Source organism: Shimia thalassica, from assembly GCF_001458215.1.
Taxonomy (GTDB): Bacteria; Pseudomonadota; Alphaproteobacteria; order Rhodobacterales; family Rhodobacteraceae; genus Shimia; species Shimia thalassica.
This window is the reverse complement of the sequence record NZ_CYTW01000005.1, coordinates 94,337-111,062: the sequence shown is the minus strand read 5'-3', so window position 1 is coordinate 111,062 and position 16,726 is coordinate 94,337. Positions and strand designations below refer to the sequence as shown.

The window sequence follows — 16,726 nt, the reverse complement described above, 5'->3', positions numbered from 1 at the left end:
TGTCCGGTTTATCCGGCCTTAGGCTTGCTAAAACCGATTGCACAACCGTGGGAGGACACGTGCGACACCTTCCGTTAGCCATCGCCTGTCTGGCACTGAACGCCACCTTTGCTTTGGCGGAAATCGCCGTGCCGATGGTGTATCTCGAACAGGAAATCGAACACCCGCCGACACTTTCGAATCTCGATACCCGACCGTCTGATCTTGGACAGGCCGGCGCGATGCTGGCCCTGAAAGACAACCTGACGACGGGCACGTTCATGGGTCACAAATACCAAATGGAAACCATCAAAGTTCCAATTGGCGGTGATCTGGTTGGCGCGGCAGAGGAGGCTTTGGCGACGTCTTCGTTTGTAATCCTGAATGCACCTGCGGCAGACGTCCTTCGCATTGCTGATCTGGACAGCGCACAGCCTGCTCTGTTGTTCAACACATCAAGTTCGGACATGGCATTGCGGGATGACGCCTGTCGCAGCAATGTTTTGCACACGCTCCCCTCGGATCTCATGCGAAGCGATGCCCTGATGCAGTTCGCACGCGCGAAACGCTGGGACAAACTGGCCTTGATCGCCGGAACGCATAACACGGATATTGCGTTTGCCGAGGCCCTCAAGAAGAGCGCGGCAAAGTTCGGCATGTCGATGTCTGCCGAAAAAACATGGGCCTTTGACGCAGACATGCGTCGCAACGCGGCTCAGGAAGTCCCGCTTTTCACGCAAGAGCTGGGCAAACACGATCTTCTTTTGATCGCTGACGAGATTGGCGATTTCGGCCGCTATATCGCTTATAACACATGGCTGCCGCGGCCGGTTGCAGGCTCGGAAGGGTTGGTGCCAGTGGCCTGGGCCCCCGTGGTCGAACAATGGGGCGCTGCACAATTGCAATCGCGTTTCAATGATCTGGCCCAGCGGTCGATGCGCCCGCAGGACTATGCCGCCTGGGCCGCCGTGCGCACGATCGGTGAAGCGGTGACACGCACCGGTTCCAACGATCCCGAGGTTCTACGCGCCTATATTCTGTCCGAAAACTTCGAACTTGCCGGATTCAAGGGACGCCCGCTGAGCTATCGCGACTGGAACGGACAATTGCGCCAGCCCATCCCGTTGGTGACGGACCGCGCCCTTGCCGCGCAGGCCCCGATGGAAGGGTATCTGCATCAAAGAAATGAACTCGACACGCTGGGGCTGGATGCACCTGAAAGCAGCTGCACCGCATTCGATTAACCCCCCAATTCACGCCCTTTTGGCACCAGACTTTCGACGGAGACACCTATGCAACGCCTGATCCCCTTTGTGACAGCGCTGGCTTTCGCCTCACCGGCGATCTCGGCAGAGATATGGGTTACCAACGAAAAGGACGACACGGTCAGTGTCATCGACATCGCCACACTTGAGGTCATCCGCACCATTGAAACCGGCGAACGCCCGCGCGGCATTACCTTTTCCAAGGATTTCTCCAAGGTCTATATCTGTGCGTCGGACAGCGACACGGTTCAGGTGATGGATCCAGTGACGGGCAACATCTTGCATGAATTGCCTTCGGGCGAGGACCCCGAACAATTTGTGCTGCATCCCAATGACCGCCATCTTTACATTGCCAACGAAGATGATGCCGTAACAACAGTCGTTGATACAGAAACGCGGTCCGTGATCGCCCAGATCAACGTCGGCATCGAACCAGAAGGCATGGCCGTTTCTCCCGACGGCAAGATTGCAATCACGACGTCGGAAACGACGAATATGGCCCATTGGATCGACACGGAAACCCGCGAACTGTTTGCAAATACACTTGTCGACTCTCGCCCCCGCCACGCAGAATTCACGGCAGGTGGGTCCGAGTTGTGGGTCAGTTCTGAAATTGGCGGCACGATTTCGGTATTCGATACAGCCTCACAGGCCGAAAAAGGCAAAATCAGCTTTAAGGTCAAAGGCGTGCATCCCGATCGCGTTCAACCCGTCGGATTTGAATTCACCGATGATGAAAAGACCGCTTTTGTGGCACTGGGCCCCTCGAACCATGTCGCTGCCGTCAATGCTGAAACGCTTGAGGTCGAAGACTATATCCTTGTTGGGCGCCGTGTCTGGCACATGGCCTTTTCCCCCGACAAGTCCCTGCTTTTCACCACCAACGGCGTGTCCGGTGATGTCACTGTGATCGATGTCGCCAAACGCGAAGCGATCAAATCGATCAAGGTGGGCCGGTTCCCATGGGGCGCCGCCCTTCGCCCGTGACTTCGTTTCCAATTCAAATACCATCTCAGGAGTTTTCCATGTTCAAACTTGTCACCCTTGCCGCCGCTTTTAGCCTCGCGCTTCCGCTGATGGCGCAAGCCGACGATGATGATGATGACGCACCAAATTTCGGTCTGGCCGGCATTCTGTCTGCATCGAACAAAGAAGACTTGCCGCCGATCTCGCTGTCTGCGGGGATGCCTTTGGCCGATGCGCCCTGGACGCTCAAATCCGGCACATACTATGAATTCGAAATTCAGGCGGATGGCAGTCAGGAACTGGCCCTGATCGGACCGGAATTTTTTCGCGCGATCTGGATCGACGAAATCGTGATAGAAGGGCTTGAGATACGCCCACTTGGCCTCGACAGCGTTGAATTTGACGAAGCCGGCGAAATGGAAATAGGGTTCGTCGCCTTGAAGCCGGGGCAATACTATCTGAAGGTTCCCGGATCGACGGGAGAAACACAAAGACTCGAGATTACGATTCAGTGAGCGGACTAAGGGTTGATCAACTAAGCTTTGCCTATGGCCGCAAACAGGCCCTTCGGGAGGTGTCGTTTCACATTCCCCAAGGATCTTTTTGCGCCCTCCTCGGGCCAAACGGTGCAGGTAAATCAACCCTTTTCGCCCTTTTGACGCGTCTGTTCACATCCCGCGATGGAACAATTGAAATCGCGGGACATGACCTGTCCCAAGCACCGCGAAAAGCCTTGAAGCAGATGGGGGTGGTGTTTCAGCAGCCCACGCTTGATCTTGATCTGACCGTACACCGCAACCTCACTTATTTTGCGGCCCTTCATGGGTTTTCGGGGCGTGACGCGAATACACGTATTGAGGCCGCGTTGGATCGGCTGAATATGCGAGAACGCCAAAAAGAAACGGTGCGCGATCTGAACGGCGGGCACCGGCGCAGGCTCGAGATTGCGCGAAGCCTGATCCACACACCCAGCGTTCTGCTTCTTGATGAGCCCACTGTCGGTCTGGATGCCGCGACCCGCAAATCCATTACAGATCACATTCATGCGCTTTCTCAATCCGAAGGGCTCACCGTGCTGTGGGCAACGCATTTGACGGATGAAATTCAGGACACCGATCAATTGCTGATCCTTCATCAGGGGCGTTTGCTGGAAGACGGCACAGCGCAGGCGCTACGAGGCACACAGCCGTTGGCCGATCACTTTTTGTCACTAACCGAAGAAAGCACGGTGGCATGAAGCCGTTTGTGGTGGTCCTGATTGCGATTGTCGCGCGCGAAGCAAGACGCTTTGTCGGACAGCGCAGCCGTTTTATCGCCGCCCTGATACGCCCGCTTTTGTGGCTGGTTGTGTTTGCTGCCGGTTTTCGGGCCGCGCTGGGGCTGTCCATCACTCCCCCATACGAGACCTACACAACTTACGAGACATATATTGTGCCGGGCCTGTGCGGCATGATCCTTTTGTTCAACGGGATGCAAAGCTCGCTGTCTCTTGTGTATGACCGCGAAATGGGGTCGATGCGTCTTTTGCTGACCAGCCCCCTGCCCCGATGGTGGCTTTTGTTTTGCAGGCTTCTCGCCAGTACCTCTATCTCGATCCTGCAGGTCTATACGTTTTTGGGGATTACGGCCCTGTATGGCATTCGTTTTGAAGCCGCTGGGTATTTGAGCGTGCTGCCAGCCTTGTTGATTGCCGGTCTGATGTTGGGCGCCCTGGGGTTGGCTTTGTCATCATTTATCAAACAGCTAGAGAACTTTGCGGGAGTTATGAACTTTGTCATTTTCCCGATGTTTTTCCTGTCTTCGGCTTTGTACCCCTTGTGGAAAATGGCCGAGAGTTCGGAACTGTTACATGACATTTGTGCCGCGAACCCCTTTACACATGCGGTCGAACTGATCCGGTTCGCCCTTTATGGGCAATTCAACATGTCGGCACTGCTCTGGACCTGTGGCGCGGCCCTGATTTTATTGGCGATTGCCCTTTGGGGATATGATCCGGCGCGCGGCATGATACGGCGCAAAGGCTGACCTTTCCTACGACCATAACACCGGTGATCGTCTGCGTTTTTTTTGTTAAATTCGCGAAACGGAGGACCCGACATGCTCAAGCCGCTCACCTTTTGTACATTGCTTGCCTTTGCGCCAACTCTGGTGTTCGGCGAGGATGATCATGGAACACTCAACCCCGAAGAAATGACTCTTGGCAAAGTGATGGAAAACATCCAACGCGGGCAGACAGATATGACCACCTGTGCTTCGGGGTATTTCATTACCAAAAGTGGCCGCCACGAGATGGCGCGGAAATTGTTCGAGACCTGTGCCAATGACGGATACACCGGCGCGATGACATGGATGAGCCAGCTGGACAACAACGGTCTTGGAGGAGGCTACAACCCCGATGCCGCGGCAAACTGGGACCGGCGTGCAGCCGAGGCGGGCGATCCGGTGGGAAAATTCAACTATGGACTTGATCTGATCCGCGGACATGGCGTGGCCCAAAACGAAGAATTGGGCCGTGAACTTGTCGATGAAGCCGCCGCCGAGGGCTTGAAAATTGCCCAACGTCTGAAGCGAGCGGATTACGACCCGGACGAAGTCACGCCAGACGCCGACAATTGGAAATATGCACCTTTGTTCTAGGTGACCCCTCATATCAAGGGAAACCTACGACCAAAGTATAGGTCGAACTTATTGATTTCGCTTATTATTTCAATGAATTTGACATCACATCCTCCTACACTTGGGGCAGCATAACCCCGGAGGATATTATGAAACAAATCATCCCAGCTATTTGCCTTGCCCTTGGTGCATTGACCGCACCGGCATTGGCCAGCGAGGCAACATTTGAAAAGGTAAAGGTCGACGCAGGCGCGACACTTTTTGGCTCGGAATGCCGTCGCTGTCATGCGACAGGGTCCGACCACGAAAGCTATGGTCCCCCATTGGAAAACATTGTCGGTCGCGCGGCCGGAAGCTATCCGGACTATGACTATTCCGTCGCTCTAGAGGCCTCGGGCATCGTCTGGACAACCGCCGCTTTGCGCGCGTGGATGGAAGACAACGCGGGCTTTATGCCAGGCACCAAAATGCGCCACGTCGGGATCAAGGACAGCACGGTTCAAGATTTCATTCTGGCCTATCTGGAATCAATCACGACTCGTGACGGGTCGACCATTTCAGACTAAGCCCGCGCTTCGAAAATTATTCGATGATCACCCCCGGCAGCCAATGGCTGTCGGGGTCTGCTTCATGCAAATCCCGACTTTTGATCGGACGCATCTCGCCATCTTCTGGCGGGGCAGACAACACATTCATGTCAACTTCGTTCAGGGTGCCGATCAGATGGTTTTCCTCAAACGACAGGCTGTAATAGACGCCATTCCACATGTTGATGCCATAGTCGGACGCCCCCCTCCACAGGAACAGAAGATCATACTCCAGATCGGTCAGATCCGCGGAATCTATGCGCCGGTTATTGGCATAGGGGTATGGCACATAGCACCACTGTTTTTCATTGCCCTCCAGACACTTGAAAGGTCTCATCGACAGGAAATGATCTTCGAACAAATGCTCGTGAAGGCGCACCGCATACGTTCCGTCATCTGCAAAATCCACCTGTCCGATTTCATGACGTTTGGCGTCTTTCTCTAGCAGGTAAATGGTCTTGGTTCCCGACAAGCCCTCTTGGGCCATCAAAGGTGCCGTCATCAGCCCCAAAGCCGCTGCCAATGTGCAAAACAGTGTCATGGCTTGCCCCCCTGTTCGTTGCGCGTTTCAAAGATAATTCTATCGAATTCACCAAAACACGCCCCTACGACCATTGTGCAATACCGCTTCAAGTCCGTCTTTCCAATAATGTGCGTGGCTAGGTTCCCGCGTGAACGGGCTCTGGCCAATGGAACAGTGACAGATGGGAGGAGCCCACATGAATCGCTTTATTACAGCGGTCGTCGCAGGTGTCATGGTAGCAAGCAGCAGCTTTGCAGGCGTGACCGAAGACGAACTGAAGAACGATCAGAGCATCACCACACAGGTGGTCACCAACGGGATGGGGCGCCACCTTCAGCGCTACAGCCCTCTCGATATCCTGAACAAAGAGAACGTCAGCAAACTGCAACCCGCATGGGCGTTTTCGCTTGGCGGTGAAAAACAGCGTGGGCAGGAAACCCAGCCGCTGATCTATGACGGTGTGATGTATATCACCGGATCCTACAGCCGCGTTTACGCGATTGATGTTATGACCGGCGACGAACTGTGGCAGTACGATGCCCGCCTTCCGGAAGGCATCCTGCCTTGCTGTGACGTGATCAACCGTGGTGGCGCCATCTATGGCGACAACTTCTATTTCGGCACACTGGACGCCCGCATTGTTGCGCTGGACCTGAAAACCGGTGACGTCAAATGGCGCAAGAAGATTGCCGACTACAAAGCTGGCTATTCCTATACTGCCGCCCCTCTGATTGTGGACGGTTTGGTTGTCACCGGCAACTCGGGTGGTGAATTCGGCATTATTGGTGAAGTGCAAGCCCGCGATGCCGAAACCGGCGAACTGGTCTGGACCCGTCCGGTGATCGAAGGTCACATGGGCACGCTCAACGGTAAAGAATCCACAATGACCGGTGAGCTGAACGCGACCTGGCCTGGCGATATGTGGAAGACCGGCGGCGGCGCAACCTGGCTTGGCGGCTCATATGATGCCGACACCGATACGCTGGTGTTTGGTGCAGGCAACCCTGCCCCCTGGAACAGCCACCTGCGCAACGCGGGTACACCTGTTGAGGGCAACAAGGGCGACAACCTCTATGCCGCCAGCCGGATAGGTATCGACCCCAAAACGGGCGAAATCAAATGGCACTTCCAGACCACGCCTCGCGAAGGCTGGGACTATGATGGTGTGAACGAAGTTGTGGCCTATACCGACCGTGACGGTAACAAGCGTTATGCAACAGCAGACCGTAACGGCTTCTTCTATGTTCTGAACCGTGAAGATGGCAAATTCGTTTCGGCCGCGCCTTTTGTGAAAGACATCAGCTGGGCAGACGGCATTGACGACACGGGCCGCCCGATCTTCAACGAAGCCAACCGTCCGGGCAATCCGGCCGCTGCGGCAGACGGCAAGAAAGGCGAGATCATCTTTGCTTCGCCGTCCTTCCTTGGTGGCAAAAACTGGATGCCAATGGCGTTTAGCCAGAACACCGGCAACTTCTATGTGCCTTCGAACGAATGGGGCATGGACATCTGGAACGAGCCGATCACCTATAAAAAGGGTGCGGCGTATCTGGGTGCCGGCTTTACGATCAAGCCGAACTATGAAGACCACATCGGAAGCCTGAAAGCGATCGATCCTGACACTGGCGAAATCAAGTGGGAATTCAAAAACGATGCTCCCTTGTGGGGCGGCGTGATGACGACCGCTGGCGGCCTTGTGTTCACAGGTACTCCGGAAGGCAAATTCATCGCCTTTGATGACGAAACCGGTGAAGTGCTTTGGTCGTTCCAGACCGGTTCCGGCATCGTTGGTCAGCCCGTGACCTGGGAACAGGATGGTGACCAGTATGTCACGATCGTTTCCGGCTGGGGCGGCGCGGTTCCTCTTTGGGGTGGTGAAGTGGCCAAAAAGGTCAACTACCTGAACCAAGGTGGTTTGGTTTGGACATTCAAACTTCCAAAAGAACTGGCCATGGCCAAGTAATCCAAAACGGATTTTACGACTGGACGCGCGCCCCCTTGGGCGCGCGTTTGTCGTTCTACGACTTTAGGCGTATAGCTCTGGAACAGACGGCTTTGCTATGCTGATCGTGAATAAACAGAGTGGACGTCGAATGCCCCTAACTTCCGAAACGCCAGACATCCGGCAATTTCATGCGGCATTGATCGTTGACGATCACCCTTTGTTTTGTGATGCGCTTTCGATGACACTTCAGGCTGTTTCGTCCATCAACAGCATGCATACGTCTCCAACACTTCAAAGTGCGCTGGATTTGTTGAACCAAGGGGCCCAGGTCGATCTGGTCGTGCTTGATCTGAACCTGCCTGACGTCAAGGGGCTGGATGGGCTTGTGCGGTTGCGCAACGCAACGACGGCCCCGATCGTCGTTGTGTCATCCATGGCGGAAAACCGGATCATCAGCTCGGTGATCCACGCAGGGGCAGCGGGCTTTATTCCCAAGCACAGCCAGCGTGATGTGTTCCACAAAGCAATTGATAAATTACAAGCAGGAGAGACGTTTATCCCTGACGGATATCAACTTTTGGAGGAAGTCGATACCGCCGACAAGGATGACGCAGTCAAACGACTGGCGTCTCTTACCAACCAACAAGCCCGCATTCTTCAGCTTATCTGCGAGGGTAAACTGAACAAGCAGATCGCATTTGATCTGTCCATCGCGGAAACAACAGTCAAAGCACATGTAACGGCCATCATGAGGAAACTCGGGGTGCAAAGCCGCACACAGGCGGTTCTGATTGCAAAGCAGACCAGCTTTGCAAATGTCTTGCACGACACGACGCCCCCTGTCTAATCTGGCGGACGTTACTTAGGGAGGAGAAAGAGATGGACCATTTGCGTGGTCTGTCCGGAGATATGCCAGCAACCGATCAGGTTGTCCGGTCGGGTTTTGTCGACTGTCAGGCAGAAGACGCCGTCGCGCGTTTGGCCGAGGCGCTGCATCCGGGCGACCTGTCCCTTGTCGTTTTGTTCCTTTCCCCGCAGACAGATGTTTCAAGGCTGATTGATGAGGCCCAGAAAACCTTTGCTCCGGCTCAGGTTGTGGGATGCACCACGGCGGGCGAGCTGGCTGAGACCGGCTATACTGAAGGCAAAATCGTTGCCATCGGATTTCCGCAAGAGTATTTCCACACCCGCACCATTCTCGTGGAAGACCTCAACGCTTTTGATCCCCATGCCCTGATCGAGAAGATGATCAGCAATCGCAATCATATGGCCAGAGAAACGCCAGACTGGGAGTCCGATTTCACCTTTTTGCTGATTGACGGCCTGTCGACAAAAGAAGACCAGCTGACGTCGCAATTGTCTGTCGGCTTGGGACCCGTTCCGTTTTTTGGCGGCTCCGCGGGAGACGGCACGGACTTTGGCAAGACTTTTGTCCTACACGGGGGCAAGGCCCATTCCAATGCGGCGGTTTTGATCCAGGTGCGCACCCTTTGCCCGATCAAGGTGTTCAAAACAGATCATCTGATCCCCACCGAAACACGCATGGTCGTGACAGGCGCCGACCCTGCCCGCCGTATTGTTCACGAGATCAACGCAGAACCCGCAGCGCGCGAATATGCGCGTGTCTTGGGCAAAGACCCCGAGCAACTCACCGCGTTTACGTTTGCCGCCCATCCCGTTGTTGTCCAGATCGGCGACCAGCACCATGTGCGTGCGATCCAGCAAGTTGCAGACAATGGCGACCTTGTGTTTTTCTCGGCCATTGATGAGGGCGTCGTACTGACCCTTGCAGAAGCCGAAAACATGGTGACGCATCTGACCCGTGAAATTGACGAAATGTCATCGCCTCAAACACCCGATATCGTTCTCGCCTGTGATTGCATTTTGCGGCGTCTGGAAGCCCAGCAAAAACAGCAAACCCGAGAGATTTCCGATATTCTGGCCAAGAACCGTGTGTTGGGGTTTTCCACTTACGGTGAACAAATCAACTCAATGCACGTGAACCAGACCCTGACCGGCGTTGCAATCTATCCTCCGAGTGTATCCTGACACATGGCTTATGAGCTTATCGATCCCAAAGACACGCTTGAACGTCAGAACGAGAAACTTCTCAAGATCACTGAAACGCTCATGCGGCGTGTCGAGCAAAGTTCAGAGGCATCCGGCGCGGCCTATGCCCAGTTCCAGCGCGCGGTCATGCTCGAGGAAGAAGTGCGCGGTCGAACCAAAGAGCTGGAACATGCCCTTGATCTGCTGAACGAATCCAATGCGCGGCTCGCAAATGCGAACGCAGAAACAGAAGCGGCCCGTGCCAACCTCGCCAATGCGATCGAAACGGTGCAGGAAGGGTTTGCCCTGTTCAACGCCAAAGATGAACTTGTCATGTGCAACAGCCGTTTTGGCAAGCATATGCTGGACATCTATCACCTGTTCAAACCGGGTTTGCGGTTTGAAGAGTATGTGCATCTTGTCGCGACAAGCCCGTATCTTTCCCTGCCAGAAGGCGAAACCTCGGAAGGGTGGGAAGCCTATCGGATTTCCCGCCACAAGGACAACCATGCGGTGTTCAACGCACGCATGGCCGGAAGCAGGTGGCTGCAAGTCAGCGAACACCGCACGCCGGATGGGGGCACGGTCATTATCCAGACCGATATCACGGATATGATGCGGCTCGAACGGCAGGAACGCGACCGTCTTCTTGATGATCAAAGTCGCCTGATCAAGGCCACTCTGGAACACCTCAACCAAGGTGTTTTCATCTTCGATGCCCAGAACAGATTGGTCGGGGGGAACCGGCGCGCTGGTGAACTTTTGTCGATCCAGGCAAACAAGCAGCAATTGGGCACCTATTTCAACACGCTCTACAGTTTGATCCGCGAAGACGTTCACTTTCACGGTAAAACAGGGCTTAGCGATGTCGAGGCATGGATTGCCAGCAAAGCAAAGCGCGCCCCGCTGTCCTTTGAAATCGGCATCGGTCGCGAACGGACACTCGCGGTTTTTGCCCAGCAGATGCCTGACCGCGGGTTCGTGATCAGCTTTACGGATGTTTCGGCAGAACGGGCCGCAGTTCGTGCCATCAGCCAGGTCAACGAAACTCTGGAACAACGTGTTGCTGAGCGCACGCTGGAACTGGAAGATGCCCTGTCCGAAGCAGAGCGCGCCAATGCTTCGAAGTCACGCTTTGTGGCCGCGGCCAGCCATGACCTTTTGCAACCCTTGTCGGCTGCCAAACTGTTTGTCGCGTCTCTGGAAGAAGAACTGGATAACACCGAATGGCAAAGCCGTTTGTCCAAGGCCAGTAATGCGCTTGTCAGCGTGGAACGTATCCTTGGGGCTCTGTTGGATATCTCCAAACTGGATTCCGGCCTCGCGGCAGTTGATATTTCCGCCATTCACCTCAAAGACCTGCTTAATCAGCTGAACGATGAACTCAAACCTCTTGCGATGAGCAAAGGCCTCGAATTCCGCATGGTCTGTTGCGACGCAATTGTGCAAAGCGATGCGGCGTATCTGCGCCGGATTTTACAAAACCTCGCCTCGAACGCAATCCGGTATACGGATCGTGGCAAGGTTCTGATTGGGGTCAGGCAGGGTAAATCATCTGTGCGCGTTGAAATCTGGGACACGGGACCCGGCATTCCCGAAGACCAGCAGGAAAAGGTTTTCGACGAGTTTCACAGGCTGAATGCCACCGCCAGCCCGTCAGAAGGCATGGGGCTGGGTTTGGCCATTGTGGATCGCGCATGCCGACTGCTGAAACATCCTTTGCAACTCAGATCCACGCCGGGGACGGGTACATGTTTCACTGTAGAATTGCCCAAAAGCCTTGCTGACCTGCGATATGTCCCGTCAGAGATCCCCACCTCCAAAGGTTTGTCCTTTGAACATCGCATTGCTGTTCTGATCGAGAATGATGCAAGCCTGCGCTCTGCAATGACGATCACGTTGGAAAACTGGGGGTTGGATGTCTTGCCCTGTGCCAGCCAATCAGAAGCCGAAAATGTCTTGCACGAGGTGGACATCGCCCCCGATGTTATCGTCGCCGATTACCAGCTTGATGACGGGGCCTTTGGCACAGATGCCATTGCCGATCTGCGCGGGGCGTATGGGCAAATACCGGCATGTTTGATCACGGCCAATCGCTCGCCTGATTTACAGGGTGTTTGCGACACTCTTGGCGTGACCTTGTTCCACAAACCCATCAATCCCGACACACTCAGAGGGTTCATGGAAAAGGTGATGCCCGCCTAGCGGATACAGACATCAGAGCGGGTCAGGAACCGTTTGCCGCTGCCGTTTTCCAAAGAAAACATACCGCCAATTCCCGAGATCGCATCAATCACCAGATCCGTATGGACCCAGCGTTCGTATTGATCCGCATTCATGTAAAACGGAACGCCGCCGATCTCGCCGACCAGAACATCACTGTCACCAACAATGTAGTCGCCCTTTTGAAAGCACATCGGGGCAGAACCGTCGCAACAACCGCCGGATTGGTGAAACAACAGATGCTCGCCAAATCGCCCTTTAAGCTCTGATATCAACTCTAGAGCGGCCTCGGTTGCGGTTACTTTCATCTTATCGGTCATAACAGGTCCCTATATTGAGGAACCGGCCCCACGGGAGAAATGGGGCCGGTCGGAGGTTGGACTTTCTTAGAAGAAGCCCAGAGCGTTGGGGCTGTAAGACACCAGCAGGTTTTTGGTCTGGCGATAGTGATCCAGCATCATCTTGTGGTTTTCACGACCGATGCCCGATTGCTTGTATCCACCAAATGCGGCGTGCGCAGGGTACGCATGATAGCAGTTGGTCCAGACACGGCCCGCCTGAATTTCACGACCAAAGCGGAACGCGCGGTTTGTGTCACGTGTCCAGACACCAGCGCCCAGCCCATAAAGGGTGTCGTTGGCAATCTCGAGCGCTTCTGCTTCGTCCTTGAAGGTTGTCACAGAAAGGACAGGCCCAAAGATTTCTTCCTGGAAGATGCGCATCTTGTTGTGGCCCTTGAACACGGTTGGCTCGATATAGTTGCCACCCTCAAGACCCGACAGGTTCGACACGTTACCACCGGTCAGCAACTCGGCGCCTTCGTCTTTGCCCAGCTGCAGATAGGACGCGATCTTCTCTTTCTGCTCGGTCGATGCTTGTGCACCGATCATGGTGTCCATCGACAGCGGGTTGCCTTGCTTGACCGCTTTTACACGTTCGATCGCGCGGGCCATGAAGTCGTCATAGATCGACTCTTGGATCAGGGCACGGCTTGGGCAGGTGCAAACCTCGCCTTGGTTCAGAGCAAACATGGTGAAACCTTCGAGACACTTGTCGAAGTATTCATCATCAAGGCTCATTACGTCTTCAAAGAAGATGTTTGGCGACTTGCCACCCAGTTCCAGCGTTACCGGGATCAGGTTTTGCGACGCATACTGCATGATCAAACGGCCTGTGGTGGTTTCACCGGTGAACGCGATCTTGGCAATGCGGTTAGACGATGCCAGCGGCTTGCCTGCTTCGAGGCCGAAACCGTTGACGATGTTCAGAACACCGGCAGGCAGCACGTCCGCGATCAGTTCCATCAGCACCAGAATAGAGGCCGGAGTCTGCTCGGCAGGCTTCATGACAACACAGTTACCAGCAGCAAGTGCAGGCGCCAGCTTCCAGACAGCCATCAACAGCGGGAAGTTCCATGGGATAATCTGACCCACAACACCCAGGGGCTCGGGGATGTGATAGGCATAGGTGTCACCGTCGATTTCGGAAATGCCACCTTCCTCGGCGCGGATGCAGCCCGCAAAATAACGCCAGTGATCAACACAAAGCGCCAGATCGGCCGCGATCGATTCACGAATTGGCTTGCCGTTGTCCAAAGTCTCGGCGGCAGCCAGTTTTTGAGTGTTCGCTTCCATGATGTCGGCGATTTTCAGCAACATGTTGGAACGCACGGTTGTCGATGTCTTCCCCCAGGCCGGGAATGCCGCATGGGCCGCGTCCAGCGCTGCATCAACGTCCTCGGCGTTCGACCGCGCGATTTCGCAAATAACTTCACCTGTAATTGGTGTGGTGTTTTCGAAATACTGACCTGACTTCGGCTCTACGAAAGCGCCGTTGATAAAGTTGCCATAACGCGCTTTGAATGGAAACTCGACGCCCAGATGCGTTGTGTCCAATGCGGCGCTAACCTGTATTGTATTTTGAATGTTCATGTCATTCCTCCCCTTTAATAGAGTTCCAAGAAATGCAGCGAATCCCATGGACCTAATCCTTCTGTTAGGCACCTGGTCCGGTGCTGCGCTCAACATAGAAAGGCAGCCAAATTGCGGGTATTGGACCTTGGTCTGTGCGACGTTGGTAGGATGCTGAACCTGTTGCAGAATCGATATCCGGCTCTGCTGGCAAGGACGTCAGACTCCGCTCGCAAAATTGCGCCCAAACGACAGGCCACATCGCCGGATTTCTTGGCACTTGTCGAAAACGCCAAACTTACCTTCGCAAGTTGTGGCACGGGGAAAAACGACAAGCGATTGATAAGTTGACGTATTGCGCCGATCCCAAAGGCACTCTCTGGATCGCCATGCCCCATCATGAATATTACTGGGCGTTTTGCGCGGGTCGTTTTTAAGAGTTAGCAATCACCCAGACAGGCATCGCTAACCCTATTGTTTTAGGCGTGGATAATCAGGCCAGTCCGCGGACGGGACGGTCATTCGTGATGTTGAATTTCATACCATCCAGCAGCTCTTCCAGATCGGGACGCGCCGCAGGGCCGTTAGAAATATCGACAAGCATCAGAGTGCCATCCGGACGCAATCCAAAGGCACCAGGCTCGGCAAATCGGTCGGTTGTTTCCGCTTCTGAAAGCGGGTCCGAAACATAGAGCCCCAAAGACCGCATCTGGGCTTCGGTGAGACCATAGCAAAGCTCGAAATCCCAATTGAATTCGGCTTTGTCAGCCAAAGCTTTTTCCTTTGTGTCAGAAGACACAACAACGACGTCCATCACCTCTGTCCAGTCCGCCAAAACAGCATTCAGTTTGTTCAGGAACCGTTTGCAGCGCGGACAATGACGCCCACGATACACAAAAAGCATGGTCCAGCGGTCTTTGGCCTGACCGATAGTCACGGTTTCTCCCGAGACCGATGGAAAGCTGGTTTCGTCAACAGGCGCGCCAACACGCGGTTTGGAATTTTGCATGGTTGTCTCCTCGATTTGTCTCGACTAACAAAAACGGTTCATAAAACGGCGATCAAGGGGCGTGGCTCGCCCCCGATCCCGCTCATTGCATCTCAGGACAAAATGTCCTGCATGTCCTGATAGCAGACCATCCGCAGCCAGCGTTGAATGGCCATAGTGCCCACGGATGTCGCACCAAAGTTGGTCGAAGCAGGGTATGGCCCACCGTGCACCATCGCATCGCAGACCTCTACGCCCGTCGGAAACCCGTTTGCGAGGATGCGGCCGGCCTTGCGTTCCAGAATGGGAAGCAACAATCTGGTTGCGGCACGATCGTCGGCATCGCAATGGACCGTGCAGGTCAATTGCCCATCAAGCCGTTTTGCAGCTTCGGTCATCGCGTCCATATCTACGAAACGGACGATAATGCCCAAGGGGCCAAACACTTCTTCGGCCAGAGTTTCGTTGGCCAGCCAGTTTTCCCCGCTGGTGACAAATACGCTCGGCATGGCAGAGCGTTCATCCGCCTCTGGCGTGCTGACAAGCGTTTCGACACCATCGGTTTGTGCAATCGCGGTACGTCCACCGGTATAGGCAGATGCGATGCCCTTGGTCAGCATGGTCTGGGCACCTTGCGCGCTCAGAGCCTCTTGTGCGGCGGCCTGAAAGGCATCCGCTTGGGGGCCATCAACCACGAACACGACACCGGGGTTGGTACAGAACTGCCCTGCACCCATGGTCAAAGACGCCGCCCATGCTGTGCCGATCGCGGCACCGCGCGCGGCCAGAGCCTCGGGCATCAGGAAGACAGGGTTGATCGATCCAAGCTCGCCAAAGAAAGGAATGGGTTCAGGACGCTGGGCACACAAATCATACAGCGCACGCCCCCCGCGCAACGAACCGGTAAATCCGACGGCCTTGACCAGCGGGTGCTGAACAAGCGCCTGCCCGACTTCAAAGCCATCCCCTTGAAGAAAGGAAAACACGCCGGGGTGCAATTTACAGCGAGACACGGCCGCATCAATCGCCTGAGCGATGATTTCGCCCGTTCCGGGATGCGCGGCATGCCCGCGTACTACAACGGGACACCCGGCTGCCAAAGCAGAGGCCGTATCGCCCCCAGCGGTCGAGAACGCGAGTGGAAAGTTCGATGCGCCAAACACGACAACCGGACCAATGGGGCGCTGTGCCAGCTGTAGATCCGAACGTGGCAAAGGCGCACGATCAGGCAGAGCGTCGTCATGACGGCGGTTGAGGTACGCGCCATCAAGGATATGCGACGCAAACATACGCAACTGACCGATTGTGCGGCCACGTTCCCCCTGAAGACGGGCTTCGGGCAAACCGGTCTCCTCGCACCCGATCTGGGTGATACCATCTGCGCGTGCTTCGATTTCATCTGCAATCGTGTTCAGAAAATCTGCGCGCTCTTGCTCGGATGTGGCGCTAAAAAACCAAAAGGCCTCTTCCGCGGCCTGCACAGCCTGATCAACCAATTCAGGAGACCCGACAGAAAACACCCGTGCGTCCCCTTTTGCCGGATCGGACGAAAAGCTGCGTTCTGAACCTACCCAAGAGCCTGCAATCAGGTGTTTACCGGTCAATTCCATTTTGGATCCCCACATATAAAAGAAAACACTCTGCCCGCAGCCTTTTTCCAAGGCACGGGCAGACT

Annotated in this window: 16 protein-coding genes; 11 read left to right on the top strand and 5 right to left on the bottom strand. The window is 55.0% G+C overall.

What is annotated here, in order from left to right; translation table 11 throughout:
• Positions 1 to 59 precede the first annotated feature (59 nt).
• From PH7735_RS17370 to PH7735_RS17340, 7 genes are all read left to right on the top strand, one after another.
• Positions 60 to 1,223: a lanthanide ABC transporter ABC transporter substrate-binding protein PedA1 gene (locus PH7735_RS17370; RefSeq protein WP_058312694.1), complete on the top strand. Its 1,164-nt coding sequence runs from the start codon at positions 60 to 62 to the stop codon at positions 1,221 to 1,223.
• 48 nt (positions 1,224 to 1,271) lie between these two features.
• Positions 1,272 to 2,231 carry a YVTN family beta-propeller repeat protein gene (locus tag PH7735_RS17365; protein ID WP_058312693.1) on the top strand — a complete coding sequence of 320 codons (960 nt, stop codon included), beginning with the start codon at positions 1,272 to 1,274 and terminating at the stop codon, positions 2,229 to 2,231.
• Between the two features lie 38 nt (positions 2,232 to 2,269).
• On the top strand, positions 2,270 to 2,725 hold the full coding sequence (locus PH7735_RS17360) for a hypothetical protein (RefSeq protein ID WP_058312692.1): 456 nt from the start codon (positions 2,270 to 2,272) through the stop codon (positions 2,723 to 2,725).
• Entirely contained in the window at positions 2,722 to 3,447 is a 726-nt protein-coding gene (locus PH7735_RS17355) for a lanthanide ABC transporter ATP-binding protein PedB/LutE (RefSeq protein WP_058312691.1), read from the top strand. The genes PH7735_RS17360 and PH7735_RS17355 overlap by 4 nt, the downstream gene beginning before the upstream one ends.
• Entirely contained in the window at positions 3,444 to 4,235 is a 792-nt protein-coding gene (locus PH7735_RS17350) for a lanthanide ABC transporter permease protein PedC (protein ID WP_058312690.1), read from the top strand. Before PH7735_RS17355 ends, PH7735_RS17350 begins: the two co-directional genes overlap by 4 nt.
• A gap of 72 nt (positions 4,236 to 4,307) precedes the next feature.
• Entirely contained in the window at positions 4,308 to 4,847 is a 540-nt protein-coding gene (locus PH7735_RS17345; RefSeq protein WP_058312689.1) for a tetratricopeptide repeat protein, read from the top strand.
• Between the two features lie 128 nt (positions 4,848 to 4,975).
• A complete protein-coding gene (locus PH7735_RS17340) occupies positions 4,976 to 5,392 on the top strand; it encodes a c-type cytochrome (protein ID WP_058312688.1) in 417 nt (138 codons plus the stop codon).
• 16 nt (positions 5,393 to 5,408) lie between these two features.
• Here PH7735_RS17340 and PH7735_RS17335 read toward each other — a convergent pair whose 3' ends face one another.
• Positions 5,409 to 5,954 carry a hypothetical protein gene (locus PH7735_RS17335; protein WP_058312687.1) on the bottom strand — a complete coding sequence of 182 codons (546 nt, stop codon included), beginning with the start codon at positions 5,952 to 5,954 and terminating at the stop codon, positions 5,409 to 5,411.
• A gap of 178 nt (positions 5,955 to 6,132) precedes the next feature.
• On the opposite strand from PH7735_RS17335, the gene PH7735_RS17330 reads away from it, so the two are divergent.
• The 4 genes from PH7735_RS17330 (at position 6,133) to PH7735_RS17315 (ending at position 12,135) form a co-directional block, all read left to right on the top strand.
• Positions 6,133 to 7,899 (top strand): PQQ-dependent methanol/ethanol family dehydrogenase, encoded by a 1,767-nt coding sequence (locus PH7735_RS17330; protein ID WP_058312686.1) that lies wholly within the window; start codon positions 6,133 to 6,135, stop codon positions 7,897 to 7,899.
• 130 nt (positions 7,900 to 8,029) lie between these two features.
• The gene (locus tag PH7735_RS17325; protein WP_058312822.1) at positions 8,030 to 8,728 is read left to right on the top strand and encodes a response regulator; all 699 of its coding nucleotides are present in this window, start codon (positions 8,030 to 8,032) and stop codon (positions 8,726 to 8,728) included.
• 32 nt (positions 8,729 to 8,760) lie between these two features.
• The gene (locus PH7735_RS17320; protein WP_058312685.1) at positions 8,761 to 9,930 is read left to right on the top strand and encodes an FIST N-terminal domain-containing protein; all 1,170 of its coding nucleotides are present in this window, start codon (positions 8,761 to 8,763) and stop codon (positions 9,928 to 9,930) included.
• 3 nt (positions 9,931 to 9,933) lie between these two features.
• Positions 9,934 to 12,135 (top strand): hybrid sensor histidine kinase/response regulator, encoded by a 2,202-nt coding sequence (locus PH7735_RS17315; RefSeq protein ID WP_058312684.1) that lies wholly within the window; start codon positions 9,934 to 9,936, stop codon positions 12,133 to 12,135.
• Here the strand turns inward: PH7735_RS17315 and PH7735_RS17310 are convergent.
• The 4 genes from PH7735_RS17310 to PH7735_RS17290 all read right to left on the bottom strand — a co-directional run bounded on the left by PH7735_RS17310 (position 12,132) and on the right by PH7735_RS17290 (position 16,661).
• Positions 12,132 to 12,473: a DUF779 domain-containing protein gene (locus PH7735_RS17310; protein WP_058312683.1), complete on the bottom strand. Its 342-nt coding sequence runs from the start codon at positions 12,471 to 12,473 to the stop codon at positions 12,132 to 12,134. The genes PH7735_RS17315 and PH7735_RS17310 overlap by 4 nt on opposite strands.
• A 66-nt stretch (positions 12,474 to 12,539) precedes the next feature.
• Positions 12,540 to 14,084 (bottom strand): aldehyde dehydrogenase, encoded by a 1,545-nt coding sequence (gene adh, locus PH7735_RS17305; protein ID WP_058312682.1) that lies wholly within the window; start codon positions 14,082 to 14,084, stop codon positions 12,540 to 12,542.
• A gap of 472 nt (positions 14,085 to 14,556) precedes the next feature.
• Complete coding sequence (locus tag PH7735_RS17295) at positions 14,557 to 15,072, bottom strand: redoxin domain-containing protein (protein WP_058312680.1); 516 nt, start codon at positions 15,070 to 15,072, stop codon at positions 14,557 to 14,559.
• 92 nt (positions 15,073 to 15,164) lie between these two features.
• On the bottom strand, positions 15,165 to 16,661 hold the full coding sequence (locus PH7735_RS17290) for an aldehyde dehydrogenase (NADP(+)) (RefSeq protein WP_058312821.1): 1,497 nt from the start codon (positions 16,659 to 16,661) through the stop codon (positions 15,165 to 15,167).
• Between the last annotated feature and the right edge of the window lie 65 nt (positions 16,662 to 16,726).

Bases quoted from the DNA above. Each gene is read 5' to 3' on its own strand.
- PH7735_RS17365 (WP_058312693.1), top strand. From the start codon at position 1,272: ATGCAACGCCTGATCCCCTTTGTGACAGCGCTGGCTTTCGCCTCACCG.
- PH7735_RS17360 (WP_058312692.1), top strand. From the start codon at position 2,270: ATGTTCAAACTTGTCACCCTTGCCGCCGCTTTTAGCCTCGCGCTTCCG.
- PH7735_RS17350 (WP_058312690.1), top strand. From the start codon at position 3,444: ATGAAGCCGTTTGTGGTGGTCCTGATTGCGATTGTCGCGCGCGAAGCA.
- PH7735_RS17345 (WP_058312689.1), top strand. From the start codon at position 4,308: ATGCTCAAGCCGCTCACCTTTTGTACATTGCTTGCCTTTGCGCCAACT.
- PH7735_RS17340 (WP_058312688.1), top strand. From the start codon at position 4,976: ATGAAACAAATCATCCCAGCTATTTGCCTTGCCCTTGGTGCATTGACC.
- PH7735_RS17335 (WP_058312687.1), bottom strand. From the start codon at position 5,954: ATGACACTGTTTTGCACATTGGCAGCGGCTTTGGGGCTGATGACGGCA.
- PH7735_RS17330 (WP_058312686.1), top strand. From the start codon at position 6,133: ATGAATCGCTTTATTACAGCGGTCGTCGCAGGTGTCATGGTAGCAAGC.
- PH7735_RS17325 (WP_058312822.1), top strand. From the start codon at position 8,030: ATGCCCCTAACTTCCGAAACGCCAGACATCCGGCAATTTCATGCGGCA.
- PH7735_RS17320 (WP_058312685.1), top strand. From the start codon at position 8,761: ATGGACCATTTGCGTGGTCTGTCCGGAGATATGCCAGCAACCGATCAG.
- PH7735_RS17315 (WP_058312684.1), top strand. From the start codon at position 9,934: ATGGCTTATGAGCTTATCGATCCCAAAGACACGCTTGAACGTCAGAAC.
- PH7735_RS17310 (WP_058312683.1), bottom strand. From the start codon at position 12,473: ATGACCGATAAGATGAAAGTAACCGCAACCGAGGCCGCTCTAGAGTTG.
- adh (WP_058312682.1), bottom strand. From the start codon at position 14,084: ATGAACATTCAAAATACAATACAGGTTAGCGCCGCATTGGACACAACG.
- PH7735_RS17295 (WP_058312680.1), bottom strand. From the start codon at position 15,072: ATGCAAAATTCCAAACCGCGTGTTGGCGCGCCTGTTGACGAAACCAGC.
- PH7735_RS17290 (WP_058312821.1), bottom strand. From the start codon at position 16,661: ATGGAATTGACCGGTAAACACCTGATTGCAGGCTCTTGGGTAGGTTCA.